10 protein-coding genes are annotated in these 13,370 nt (G+C 40.6%); 7 read left to right on the forward strand and 3 right to left on the reverse strand.

From position 1 onward, the window contains the following. Window position 1: 1 nt before the first annotated feature. Entirely contained in the window at window positions 2-673 is a 672-nt protein-coding gene (gene murU / locus ACHUE3_RS11970; protein ID WP_394192641.1) for an N-acetylmuramate alpha-1-phosphate uridylyltransferase MurU, read from the forward strand. Beyond that, window positions 663-1,538 carry a co-chaperone DjlA gene (gene djlA / locus ACHUE3_RS11975; protein ID WP_394192642.1) on the forward strand — a complete coding sequence of 292 codons (876 nt, stop codon included), beginning with the start codon at window positions 663-665 and terminating at the stop codon, window positions 1,536-1,538. The genes murU and djlA overlap by 11 nt, the downstream gene beginning before the upstream one ends. Here djlA and ACHUE3_RS11980 read toward each other — a convergent pair. Both ACHUE3_RS11980 and rluA read right to left on the reverse strand, forming a co-directional pair. Then, window positions 1,521-2,489: a DUF3530 family protein gene (locus tag ACHUE3_RS11980; RefSeq protein ID WP_394192643.1), complete on the reverse strand. Its 969-nt coding sequence runs from the start codon at window positions 2,487-2,489 to the stop codon at window positions 1,521-1,523. The two genes, djlA and ACHUE3_RS11980, sit on opposite strands and share 18 nt — an antisense overlap. 75 nt (window positions 2,490-2,564) lie before the next feature. Beyond that, window positions 2,565-3,218 carry a bifunctional tRNA pseudouridine(32) synthase/23S rRNA pseudouridine(746) synthase RluA gene (gene rluA, locus ACHUE3_RS11985; protein ID WP_394192644.1) on the reverse strand — a complete coding sequence of 218 codons (654 nt, stop codon included), beginning with the start codon at window positions 3,216-3,218 and terminating at the stop codon, window positions 2,565-2,567. A 136-nt stretch (window positions 3,219-3,354) separates the two neighbouring features. On the opposite strand from rluA, the gene ACHUE3_RS11990 reads away from it, so the two are divergent. Together ACHUE3_RS11990 and ACHUE3_RS11995 are read left to right on the forward strand one after the other, a co-directional pair. Continuing rightward, complete coding sequence (locus ACHUE3_RS11990; protein WP_394192645.1) at window positions 3,355-3,582, forward strand: ribbon-helix-helix domain-containing protein; 228 nt, start codon at window positions 3,355-3,357, stop codon at window positions 3,580-3,582. A gap of 116 nt (window positions 3,583-3,698) precedes the next feature. Beyond that, on the forward strand, window positions 3,699-3,869 hold the full coding sequence (locus tag ACHUE3_RS11995) for a type II toxin-antitoxin system RelE/ParE family toxin (RefSeq protein ID WP_394192646.1): 171 nt from the start codon (window positions 3,699-3,701) through the stop codon (window positions 3,867-3,869). 138 nt (window positions 3,870-4,007) lie between these two features. Here the strand turns inward: ACHUE3_RS11995 and rapA are convergent, their stop codons facing one another. Continuing rightward, window positions 4,008-6,902: an RNA polymerase-associated protein RapA gene (gene rapA / locus ACHUE3_RS12000; RefSeq protein WP_394192647.1), complete on the reverse strand. Its 2,895-nt coding sequence runs from the start codon at window positions 6,900-6,902 to the stop codon at window positions 4,008-4,010. Between the two features lie 296 nt (window positions 6,903-7,198). Between rapA and ACHUE3_RS12005 the strand changes: the two genes are divergently transcribed. The 3 genes from ACHUE3_RS12005 to ACHUE3_RS12015 all read left to right on the forward strand — a co-directional run bounded on the left by ACHUE3_RS12005 (window position 7,199) and on the right by ACHUE3_RS12015 (window position 13,363). Next, window positions 7,199-8,596: a PhoH family protein gene (locus ACHUE3_RS12005; RefSeq protein ID WP_394192648.1), complete on the forward strand. Its 1,398-nt coding sequence runs from the start codon at window positions 7,199-7,201 to the stop codon at window positions 8,594-8,596. 65 nt (window positions 8,597-8,661) lie between these two features. After that, the gene (locus tag ACHUE3_RS12010; protein ID WP_394192649.1) at window positions 8,662-12,426 is read left to right on the forward strand and encodes a PAS domain-containing hybrid sensor histidine kinase/response regulator; all 3,765 of its coding nucleotides are present in this window, start codon (window positions 8,662-8,664) and stop codon (window positions 12,424-12,426) included. A 1-nt stretch (window position 12,427) separates the two neighbouring features. Next, complete coding sequence (locus ACHUE3_RS12015) at window positions 12,428-13,363, forward strand: diguanylate cyclase (protein ID WP_394192650.1); 936 nt, start codon at window positions 12,428-12,430, stop codon at window positions 13,361-13,363. The last annotated feature ends 7 nt before the right edge of the window (window positions 13,364-13,370 follow it).

The raw sequence follows: 13,370 nt of genomic DNA on the forward strand, positions 1-13,370 counted from the left end.
TATGAAAGCACTAATATTAGCCGCAGGTCGTGGACAACGAATGATGCCATTGACCGCAGCAATGCCAAAACCTATGTTAAAAATAATGGATAAACCATTAATTGAACACCATATTGAACGCTTAAAAGCTGCGGGTATTACAGAAATAGTTATTAACCTTGCATGGCAAGGTAATAAGATCAAAGAATACTTTGCAGATGGTCAAGCGTTTGGCGTTCAAATTCATTATAGCCAAGAGCCCGAACAAGGCCTTGAAACGGCTGGTGGGATAATTCGTGCGTTATCACTTTTAGGTGATGACTTTATTGTAATTAATGGTGATGTATTTACCGATTATGATGTGAGTGCATTAAAGGCACTACATTTAGATGATGGTGAAGGCCATATCGTGCTTGTTGAAAACCCAGAGCATAATCCAAATGGTGACTTTACGTTGCGCCACCTTGGGCCACAAAGCCAAAAGTATACGTTTTCTGGTATTAGTCGGTTTAAAGCGTCTTTTTTCCAAGGCATACCAGATGGTGTATTACCGCTGGGGCCTCTATTACGCGAGCGCTTAGCTTCGGCTGATGTATCAACAGAGCTTTATATAGGCATGTGGAATGATATTGGTACACCTGAGCGACTATCACAATTAAATGAAATGCTAAAAGGAGTATCGCATGTGGGGTAAAATCTTAGGTGCCTGTTTTGGCTTTATGTTTGGGCGCATTATTGGGTTGTTTATTGGTCTGTATTTAGGCCATATGTTTGATAAAAGCTTAAAGCAAAACTTTGATAAAGCAGGTGGCTTTTCAAGCTTGTTTAATGGTGATGATGATATTGATCAGCGCCAAGCGTTATTTTTTACTAGCTGTTTTGCTGTTATGGGTCACATAGCAAAATCAAATGGACGAGTCAGTGAAACGCATATCCGCGCCGCCAGTCTATTTATGGATGAAATGGGCTTAACCGGTGAAAATCGAAAAGAAGCGCAAGATGCATTCAAAGCAGGTAAAGACGCTGACTTTTCATTAAAAGAAACAGTATATGACTTTAAAGAACGGTTTGCTCGGCGCCATGATTTAATCCAGTTATTTTTAGAGATCCAGATTCAGATGGCCTTTTCTGATGGCGTGTTAGCGACTCAAGAAAAAGAGCTGCTACAATTAGTGAGTAAGCAATTAGGTATTTCAAAGACTCATTTTTCGTTCGTACTAAAACGCTATCAAGCTGAATTTAATTTTCGCCAGCAACAACAGCGCTTTAATCAACAGCAACAACGCCAGCAAGGCCATAGCAGCAGTTACCGTGAAGGTTCAGGCCACCATGTGCCGCCTAACAATAATGGTATGAGTCGTACTCAAGCTTTAGCATTATTAGGGCTTAACAATGAAGCTAGTGCACGCGATATAAAAGTGGCATACAGAAAACTGATGGCTCAGCATCACCCTGATAAACTAGTATCGCAAGGTTTACCTAAACATATGATGGAGCTAGCAGTTAAAAAAAGCCAGGATATTCAATCTGCATATGAGTTTTTAAAAAAGGCGGCGTAAAAAGCCGTCAATTTCCTTAGTTAAACGCGCATGTTGCTCAGGTGCTGAACGAAGGCCGAATAACTCCCTCTGACGATAGTCATACTTGCTGTGGCGCTTAACCCAGCGTTTTCTGTCAGTAATGCTCATCAATAAGTCAGGGTTATCATTGCTGTAAAAAACATCTAATAAAGGTGGGCTTATAGTTGATACAAGGGTATTTAACTGTTGGTTACGCTCATTGTTTGGTAAGTAGCTACTCAAGCTAATAAATGCTTCTAAATCATCATTAGGGAAGCTGGCATAGTGCTCTAAAAGCACTCCAGCACTGGCTCCTTGAGCAACCAGTACGATTTTGTCCCCATCATTAAGTGCTGTTTGATAGAGCACTTCAAAACGAGCAATTAAGTTTTCTTTGTAGTCATCAATTACATCATTACTGACATACTCAATCACATCAACATGTTTTACCATATCGTCTGCGTTCGTAGCGGCTTGCTCTGAGGTGGAGTTTTCTTCATTCGTATCTGTGTTTTGTTGGCTATCTGCTGCTGTTGTGTCAGTTTCAGAGCTTTCAGTTTGGGAATCTTTTTTACTTGCTTGCCAATCAATATCAGGCACTGTCATTGCTAGTGTTGTATAACCTAAGTCATTTAGATGGGTACGTAAAAAATTAATACCCGCGTTGTTGGTGGGCAGGTTTTGCCAATCAGGAATAATTAAAACCACCGCACGTTGCGCGGCACTCATGTATTCACGATGTAAACTGACAAATTCAGTCTCACCTACTTTTAATGACCTTATTTCGCTTTTGGGCATTAATCGCGATAAGTCGCTACTAACAATACTCGACCAAGAAGTGGGGGCAATGTGTTCAGCTGCATTGATAGATTGACTTACTATGCAAATACTTATTGTGCAAGTAATTAAACCTGCATGTAGAAGCTGCAAAAGAGAAGTTGCTGAACACATATATCATCATGGCCTATTAAAACTAATAAATATATATCGGCAATAAGGCGCAAAAGTTTAACGGATTTATGTCGTCTAAAAGTAAGGTTGCGCTTCAAAAGTCATTAGCTGCTCAGTAATAGGGTGAGTGAGCTGTAACATTTGCGCATGTAGTTGTAAGCGTGAAGCTGCTGCTAATGCATCAGGGTGAGCATAAAGGCGATCACCTAAAATAGGGTGGCCCAGTGACAACATATGCACTCTTAGCTGATGGGATCGCCCCGTAATAGGTGTTAGCTCTACACGGGTCGCATGTTGCTCGTAGTCAAGCACCTGATAATGCGTTAAAGAAGGTTTGCCGTTTTCATGATCAACCATTTGTTTTGGGCGATTAGGCCAATCACAAATAAGCGGTAAATCAACAGAGCCTGTTGTTTGCGCTAATTTACCAAAAACGCGTGCAATATAACGTTTTGCGGTTTGACGTTCCTGAAACTGCATACTCAGATGGCGGTGCGCGGCTTTATTCATAGCTAAGCAGAGTATCCCAGAAGTTGCCATGTCTAAACGGTGGACAATTTTAGCGGTTGGGAATACACGGTTCACGCGTGCAATTAAACAATCGGCATGTTTAGGATCTTTCCCGGGAACAGTTAATAATTCACTGGGCTTATTTACAATCAGTAAATCGTCATCTTGATATAAAATAGTCAAATACGGATCGAGCGGGGGATTGTAATTAATTAGCACGGCAGACCTTAGTGATTTTTAAGTGCGTTATTTTAGTTGAGTGAGTCATTAGGCTCAAGGAAAAAGGTAAAAGTTTAATTGCATGCTTTTTGAACTGGTGTAAAGTTACATCAGATCAAAGTTGCAGGAGTTTATTATGGCAAGACAAAGTATTTCTCTTACTGAAAAAAATGATTTATGGCTACGTAATCATGTAGAAAATATCGGTGACTACGCAAATAAAAGTGAACTGGTAAATGATTTAATACGCCGTGCAAGAAGGGCTGAGGCGATAAATAGTAAGCTTGCTAAGTCAGAACAAAGTGGCTTTAGCGCTCAGTCCGCCGATGAAATGTTGGCAGAATTCAAATCAAAGACTAAGTAATGCGAACATTTAAGCTCTCAAATGATGCGAAAGAAGACTTACGTCGTATTTATCAATACGGTTGCTAAGAGTTTTCACAGCAACAAGCAGATACTTACTTTTACAGTTTCTTCGCTATGTTTGAAAAACTAGCTGCAAATCCTTATTCCTACCAATCAGTTGACCATATACGTACAGGCTATCGGCGCGCTGTTTGCGGCTCAGGCAGCATTTATTACAAAATGACAGAAACTGATGTTGAAATAATGGCAATATTAGGCGGCCAAGATACTGATGAATGGTTGTAAATCTATAACTTGAGGTAGCAAATACCTACAAGATAAGTATGTAATGTGAGCCAAACTGTAGAATTAAATATAAAAAGCGCGGTGTTTATACCGCGCTTTTTGAAATGGTTTAATAATATCTAACTAACGGCTACACCCCTAGTGTGATACCACAATCAAGCGAATCGCATCGAGCTTTAACTGGGCTTTTTCAATATGCGTGGTTAATTCACTGCGTTGCTTATCGTAAAAAGTTAGCTCTTCTTCACGAATATTCGGGTTAATTTGCTTCAGGGCTGCTAAACGCGCTTGCTCTAGTGCTAATGATTGTTGCATTTGCTCAAGAGCTTCGGTGCGAATAACTTCCAATTTAGCTTGCGCCATCTCTTGTGCTGACTTAATCATTGGGTGAATCGCGCTTTGCAGTGCACCCGCAAGTTTACTGGCCGTTTGACGACCCACCGCTGAAAGTTGCTGATTAAAGCCATCAAAACCGACATTATCACCTAGGTTGTTGCTCGCTTTATCAAGCAATATGCGGATCGGAGTCGGAGGTAAGAAACGGCCAATCTGTAGGGATTTAGGTGCCATGGCTTCACCAACAAAAATAAGCTCAACAAAGAAAGTACCAGCAGGTAGCTTTTTGTTTTTCAACAGTGCGACAGAGGCAGTACCAAAGTCATCATCGCAAATCATATCAAGCGTACCCTGAACCATTGGATGATCCCAGCTGATAAAGTGCACGTCTTCTTGTGAAAGTGCGGTGTCGCGGTCAAAAGTAACGGTGATGCCATCATCTTTTAAGCTTGGGAACGATGGGTTTAGCATGTGCTCCGTTGGCTTTAAAATAATGGTGTTTTCGCCTTTATCTTCTTGGCTTACGCCGAATGTATCGAATACGTTGATCATGTAGCTTGGTAATTCAAACTGATTATCGAGCTTTTCAATATCAGTGACTAATGAATCAGCTGCGCCTTGACCTGATGAATGTAGCTCTAGTAAACGGTCACGACCGCTTTCCATTTGCTTACGCAACTTCGTATTTTGGCTGGCAACTTGCTCAAGAAGTGGGTCTAACTCGTCTTCATCACAGTTATGCGCGGCAATAAATTCAAGCAAGTCTTCGCTAAATTCTTTATACAGCAATTGCCCAGTGGTTGACGTTGTTTCAAATGCGTCTAGGCCTTCATTGTACCAACGCAGCAGTACTTCTTGTGCTGTGTTTTCAAAGTATGGCACATGAATGTTCACATCTTGCGTTTGACCAATACGGTCTAAACGACCGATACGTTGCTCTAATAAATCAGGGTTAAGTGGTAAGTCAAATAACACTAAGTGATGAGCAAACTGGAAGTTACGTCCTTCTGAGCCAATTTCAGAGCAAAGTAGGATTTGCGCATTATCGTACTCATCGGCAAAGAATGCAGCTGCGCGGTCCCGTTCTATAATCGACATACCTTCGTGGAATACAGAGGCTTTGATCGCTTCACGCTCGCGCAGGATTTGTTCAAGGCTAATTGCGGTTTCTGCTTTTGCACAAATCAGTAATACTTTTTCGTGCTTAAGTGTTTTAAGTGTGTCGATTAACCAATCTACACGCGGGTCAAATGCGCCCCAGCTGGCACTTTCACCTTCAAACTCTTGGAATATTTTCTCAGGGAATAAAGCACGTTGTGCACTTAATTCAGCGCTTTGAATACCGCTCATATTACCCAATACTGAGATTGCCGTTTTATACTGCTTAGGCATTGTCATTGAATAGGCGTGTAACTTACGGCTTGGGTAGCCATCAATACCGCTACGGCTATTTCTAAATAAAATACGGCCTGTGCCATGACGGTCAAGCAGCATAGATAAAATTTCTTTGCGGGCTGCGTCATCACCACTTTGTGCTTGTGCTAATACCGAGGTGATGTCGGTTTCTTTTAGCAATTCAATAAGGGTTGCTTTGGAGCTGTCGTCAAGTGCTTGATGTTGCAATAACTGGTTTGCTGCTTCTGCAACATGCTTATAATTACTTTCTTCTTCAACAAATGCATCGTAATCATAAAAACGATCTGGGTCGAGTAATTGTAAGCGAGCGAAGTGGCTACGATGACCCAGTTGATCTGGTGTTGCGGTTAATAAAATAAGCCCCGGAATATCTTGGCTTAGTTCAGCCATGCGTTGATATTCAGTGCTAGGTTTACCATTGTTGATACTTAAATGGTGAGCTTCATCAACAATCAGTAGATCCCAATCGGCCAAAGTGGCTTGTTCGAACCAACGCTTTTTCTTGGTGATAAATTCAAGGCTAGTAAGTACTAACTGCTCAGTTTCAAATACATTTGGTGAGTCAGCAAAGGCTTCATCACAACGTTCTTCATCAAAAATAGAAAAATGTAAATTAAAGCGGCGTAGCATTTCAACAAGCCATTGATGCTGCAGGTTTTCAGGCACCACAATAAGAACACGGCTAGCGCGGCCACTGATAATTTGCTGGTGTAATATCATACCTGCTTCAATGGTTTTACCCAGGCCTACTTCATCAGAAAGTAATACGCGAGGGGCAAAACGTTTACCCACTTCTTGGGCTATGTATAACTGATGAGGGATCAGGCTTGCACGTTGACCTATTAAACCCTTAATTGGTGATTGCTGGCGTTCAAACTGATGTTGCCACGTTTGATAACGTAATGTGTAACGATCAAAACGGTCTACTTGACCTGCAAAAAGGCGGTCTTGTGGCTTATTAAACTTGATAAAGTGATCAAGAAAGGTTTCTTTTAGTTGTGCTTGCTCACCGTTATCAACACGGGTGCCGTGATAACACAGTAGTTCACCTTGAACTTCAATAGATTCGACTTCAAGTTCCCATTCTTCAACGCTTTTGATCACATCGCCAGGATTAAATGCCACGCGAGTCACCGGCGCTTCTGTCATCGAATAAACGCGGTTTTCGCCACTGGCGGGAAATAATATGCTGACCTGACGGCCTTCAAGGGCAACGACTGTGCCTAATCCTAAATCTGACTCTGTATCACTGATCCAACGCTGACCTAAGGAAAAATTCATGTATGTCTCGTCTATGAAGAAAAAGGCGGCTATGTTACCTGTTACCTAACACCACTGCAAGGCGCTAACTAGCTCACTTTTAATTAATTTTATAACTGTGAATTATTCTTGTTTCAGTGGTGACTGAGCAGACTAATTCAAAACAAAAAAAGGTTTGTCATAAAACAGACTTTTATGACATCTAAGCTAAACTTAGAATATACCTTAGCAATTAAGTTTTACAGGGCGAATAGCTAGCCCGTTAAACCTGATTAGTTGGGTATAGCATAAAAATCATAAAACGTAAGGAAAGTGCTATGGAAAAAGCTTCGAACCTTGATAGTAAAATGTATGTGCTAGATACCAACGTACTACTTCACGAACCTCTCGCCTATTTATCTTTTCAAGAGCATGATGTTGTTATTCCTATGACGGTGTTGGAGGAATTAGATCACATCAAAGACCGCAAGCATGATGTTAGTCGTGATGCGCGTGTTGCGATTCGCGGACTAGATGATGTGCTAAGAGATGCAACACCAGAGCAAATGCTAAAAGGGGTTGCATTGCCAACAAACAAAAAAGCTAAGGTGTCTTCCACGGGTACCTTAATTATTGTTAATGATCACCTTTTTGCGGATTCAATCTCAGGGTTACCCGGCAACGAAAACGACCACCGTATAATCAATTGTGCTGTTCATCTACAAAAGCAACACAGCGATGCCAAAGTTGTACTTGTGACAAAAGATATAAACATGCGTTTAAAAGCAAAAGGCGCGGGGCTTAAATTTGTTGAAGATTACCGAACTGATCAGCTTATTGATGATATTGAATTATTAAGCACCGGCTATAAAAAAGTTGAAGGTGACTTTTGGCAACATGTGGGTGAGTGTGAAACACAGCAGCATGGCCGAGATACGTTTCATAAAGTAGCTAAAAGTTTAATACCTGACGTATTTTGCAATGAATACTTGTTGGATGATAGTGGTCATTTTGCTGCGCGTGTTAAATCTTATGACGATGACAACATCATGCTCAAAGACATGGGCGTTGAGCGTTTAATGCATCAATCAGCATGGGGGGTTAAGCCTAAAAATATTTATCAAGGCATGGCGTTGGATGCATTGCTGGACCCCAGTATTGAACTCGTTATATTAACGGGCCCTGCGGGGTGCGGTAAAACTTTACTTGCACTTGCCAGTGCCCTTGAAATGATTATTGAAAAAGGTATTTACGATAAGGTCATTGTGACTCGTAATACGCCGGAGATAGCAGAATCTATAGGCTTTTTACCAGGCACAGAAGAAGAAAAAATGGCGCCTTGGCTTGCTGCAATAACAGATACTCTAGAGGTGCTACATAAAGGCGATGAAAACCCCGTATCAAGCCGTAACTACATCATGGAAAAAGCCAACATGCAGTTTAAATCGGTCAATTTCATGCGCGGGCGGAGCATTCAAAATGCAGTGGTGATTCTCGATGAAAGCCAAAACTTAACAGCATCGCAGCTTAAAACTATTATTACCCGTTGCGGTGAAGGTACTAAACTTATTTGCTCAGGTAACCTTGCGCAAATAGACAGTAATTACTTAACGCCTGTAACATCAGGTTTAACCTATATTGTAGAGCGTTTTAAAGATTTTGAAGGCAGTGCAACGGTTAACTTAAATGGCGTGGTCCGCAGTCGTCTTGCATCATTTGCAGAAGAGAATTTATAACTTGCGTCCGAGTGCTTGGCTCGATAGTCTAGAAAAGATTATTGGGCCATACAACGGATTTTAGGTTGGAATTTTTACCCTTAAAACATTATTACCGCTCACTTGCCGTTGCTTTGGTTGTACCTTTACTTGTTGCTTTCCTTCTATGCCTGCACCTTTATAATATTAAATTTGACCGAGCAATCACTCAACGCCAAGCGGAGTTTAGTAATTTATCTGCTCAACTGGCGTATAGAATGGACGCCGCCGCAAATTTAGTGACCACCTTATTAGCACAATACGAGCAGCCACTTTTTTATCGGTTTGATCGTCAATGGCTAAATGATGTAAACCAGTTTAATGACTACTACTACCGCAAAATACCCGCACAAGGCGGAGAAATTGTAGGGCAAGGGCGCTTTTCATCGAGTCCGCGAGCTATAGCTCAGTGGCAACAAGTTACTGCACTTGGGCCTGCATTTAGTACTACTTTATCGCTCATTCAATCGTTATCGGCGATCGCATATGTTAATGAGCAAGGCTTTGCTTATGTAAAACGGCGTAATGATAATGGGAGTTTTTTCCTTACTCAGATACTGGATAACCAATTTAGACCTCAATTTAGAGATAATATGCTGGCATCCAGCAAAATTATTCAGCTCGATGATAAAGCATACTTTGCTTTGGGGCAGCGGCGAAGTTCGAACAGCAATGATTATGTTATTTTAATTTATGATTTGCAGGCGGTATCTGCTTGGTTAAATAAAATTTCTTCTAATAGAGGGGAATATATTTTTCTAACAGAGTCACGTCACGTTATTGCCAGTTCTACAAAGACAATACAATCAACACAACTTCTTGAGCATTACTGGTCTCAGGTTTTATTGACCGGTAGCGCTTTTCAAGAGCAAGATAATGACAGTCAATTACTTCTTTTTCAGCAAGCAAATAAGCAACCAGTCACCTTAGCTTTCTATGAATCAAATGATCAACTAACAGCGGCTATTCGATATGAAGTGTTGATTGAATTTGTTTTTCTTAGTGTATTTTTAGTGTCTATGTTCAGTGCTGTTTTTTGGTTAAGCCAACGTATATTTGTTAAACCTATTACCCACTTAATGGCGTACCTTGAGCATAATGAAACGCAAAGCTCTGAGCCGTCACATTATCAAATACCGAAAAATTGGCAGCCTTGGTTCAGCAGAATAAAAAAAATATTTAATAAGAATGCGCAGTTGGTAGATTCATTGCAGCAAGCAAATGCCGAGTTGGATTCACAAGTAAAAATAAAAACGCGCGAACTTGCAAGAAGCTATGAAGCCAAAGAGCGCCATCTCGCTTTATTGAACACTATGTTAAACAGTGTTCCAGATCTAATTTATTTTAAGAACATTGATGGCTCATTTTTGGGTTGTAACCGAGCGTATGAAAAATATATCGGTGTTGAACAAGGGCAGTTGGTTGGCCTGCAGCTATGTGATATTAGTGATGACAGTGGAAAAATAAGCGAATTAGAGCAAGAGGTCCTTAAGAATAAAAGTCGTGCAGAGCAGCGTATTGAAAACGATAGTCATGTTTACCAACTGACCATATCGCCTTTTTATAATGAGCAAAATCAATTGTTAGGCTCGATGGCAATTGGCAGAGATATTACTGCGCAAGAGTACGCGCTTAACGCCTTAAAAAGCTCTGAGTCAAAATTTAGAAGTGCTATTGAGTACGCCGCTAACGGTGTGATATTACTTTCTTTAGAACACACTATTCTTCAGTTAAATAGGGCTGCTAGAAAGCTATTTGATATTGATAAAAATGAATCTAAGCTGCTTTTTAGCACGCTCTTTCCTAAGTCTCAGTGGCAACAAATAAACACAACCCTAGCGCGCTTGCTGACTGAAAAACAGAAGGTTTATCACCTTACTCTTGAACAAGAAGCAAAGCAGAGGTGGTGGCAGTTAAGTATATCGTTAGTGTGGGATGCGCAGTTGGCACCTTACTATTACACTATTCATATTCAAGATATTAGCGCACTGACACAAGCTAAGCAGGATGCAGAGCGAGCGACTCAAGCGAAAAGTCGATTTATTGCAAATTTGAGCCATGAAATACGCACGCCGTTAAATGCTGTTACGGGCTTAATTGATATGGTGATGCAGCAAGGCTTATCAGTACAACAGGTGCAGCATGCTAATCAGGCTAAAGACGCAGCACAGAACTTACTGGTTATGCTCAATCGCATGTTGGATTTTGCCCGAGTGGAAAGTAATCAAGCACAGCTGCAACTAAAGCCATTTAACTTCGTTGAATTAGTTGATAGCTGCGAAAGCCTGCTGTTAGGTTTATGCCAAAATACGCCGATAGACATTTACATAGAGGTCGACCCTGCAATTGCTGCCCAGTTAGTGGGTGATTATATTCTTTTACAGCATGTACTTGGTAACTTAATAACGAATGCTGCTAAGTTTACGCATCATGGGTCGATTACATTAAAAATAGAAAAAGTTGACGAGCAAGGAGGCTTACAGACTCTCGCCTTTAAAGTGATAGATACCGGCGTTGGAATTGATGATGCGGATCAAAAGCGTTTGTTTGATGCGTTCACACAGGGAGATGAGTCGTTAACCCGCCAGCATCAAGGTGTAGGTTTGGGACTTGCTATCGTTAAACATGAACTTGCCCTTATGGGAGCTCAGATAGTGGTTAATAGTAGTAAGAACAATGGCAGTGAATTCTCTTTTAACGTTACTTTTAATAGCCTTGAAAATAACCAAGCAAGTCAAATAGATTGGTGTAACGGTTTAGTCATAACGGATGTTGAAAAAAGCAATGAGTTTAATCAAGCCTGTAAACTATTATCATCAGATATTAAGTGCAAAACGTTAACTCAAGTGAAGACGGACAGTGAATTAACCGATTGCGAATACATCATTATTAATGACTATGATTTAGCGCATTTATTAGCAATTGAATCTATTAAAATGCAATTAAAAGCATCTAAAACACCTATTTACTCAATAAAAAACAATCAGCAAATAGCTACCTTAGAGGATGAGTCAATTTGTGTTATCAGTATTAAGCGTTCAGCCTTCATCCAGCGATTAGCCTCTCAACATGTTTTAACTAAAAGCACATCAGTCGAGCATGCCTCGCAAGTTGAGCTTAATGGTTTACTTATTCTTGCTGTCGATGACAATCCGCTTAATCTCGATATAATCAACAATATACTTTCTCAGGCAGGCATTAACGTATTATTTGCCACTAGTGCTCAAGAGGGGATTGAGCTCGTAGAAAAAGTAAAACCTGATCTGATCCTAATGGATGTACAAATGCCTGAGCTAGATGGTTTACAAGCGACACAGATTTTACGACAAAACTATTCCTCACAGCAGTTGCCTATTTTTGCGTTAACCGCTCATTGTGAAGCGGAAGATGAAGCGCGATCAATTGCGGCTGGTATGAATAAGCATTTGACCAAACCCATAGTTGCCAATTCGCTTTTACAGGCTATTAGTGCAGTAGAGGTGAGCAAGCCAGCATTTTTTGACTTGTCCTTTGCTTTATCTCAATTTGCTGGCGATAGGGAGTTGTTACAAGTGATGTTGAATAAATTAGCTGATTTATGTGAAAGTCACTTAGCAAATTTAAATAGGGATAGACCACCTGCAGATATAGGAAAGGTTGTACATAATATTAAAGGTGTTACTGGGAATTTAGGGTTTGTACGTTTATCTGATTTAGCACAGCGGTTAGAGGCCGCACTAAGGAAAACGTCAGAAGTTGACTATAATCTTTATAATGAGCTTATAATAGAGCTACAACAGGTCTATGCGTTTATTCAAGTAAGGAATATATAACATGTTGAAAAAAGCGAAAATACTCATCGTCGATGATGCTCCGCTTAATCGGTTAATATTAGAAAGAACGCTGGCCAATGAATACGACGTATTTTCTGAAGAAAATGGTGAAAAGGCGCTTACCTTTTTAAAATCCAATACTGTTGATTTGATTGTACTTGATATTGTCATGCCGGGTTTAAATGGCTATGAAGTGTTGGTTCGGTTAAAAGAAGATCAAGCCACGCAAGCTATCCCTGTTATTTTTATTTCTGCCAATACCAGCCATGATGATGAAGCAAAAGGGTTTGAGTTAGGTGCGATGGACTACATAACAAAACCTTTTAGTACCGTAGTAGTAAAAGCCAGAGTTAAGAACCAATTGTTGATTAAACAAAAAAACGATTTGTTAGAAATGCTGGTTGCTATTGATGGCTTAACGGAGATCCCAAATAGGCGATTTTTAGACGAAACACTTAGCAGTGAGTGGCGCCGCAGTGTCAGAAACCATACACCGTTGTCAGTTATTATAGCCGATATAGATCACTTCAAACGTTATAATGACCATTATGGCCATAGGGCTGGTGATGAATGCCTTAAAAAAGTGGCGCAAACATTAGCTAATCAGTGCCAGCGGGGTGGGGAATTTGTTGCACGCTACGGTGGAGAAGAGTTTGCCGCTGTTTTGCCGGGTGTAAATAAAGAGCAAGCTTTAGCATTTGCCAATAAACTTCGTGATGCTATTAAGTTGCTTAACATTGCTCACAATGAGTCGCTTAACGCTGATCACGTCACTATAAGTCTAGGGGTTGCAACAACACAGATTGAAAATCCTCAAGCCGAGACCTTACTGGTAGAAAACATTGAAAAGCAACTTCTTGAAGAAGCCGATTCTGGTTTGTATGAAGCAAAAAATTGCGGGAGAGATAAAATCATCGCCCGCAGCTTTGTCCGTTAAACGAGGG

Origin of the sequence: Pseudoalteromonas atlantica (assembly GCF_043641955.1) — a bacterium.
Taxonomy (GTDB): domain Bacteria; phylum Pseudomonadota; class Gammaproteobacteria; order Enterobacterales; family Alteromonadaceae; genus Pseudoalteromonas; species Pseudoalteromonas atlantica_A.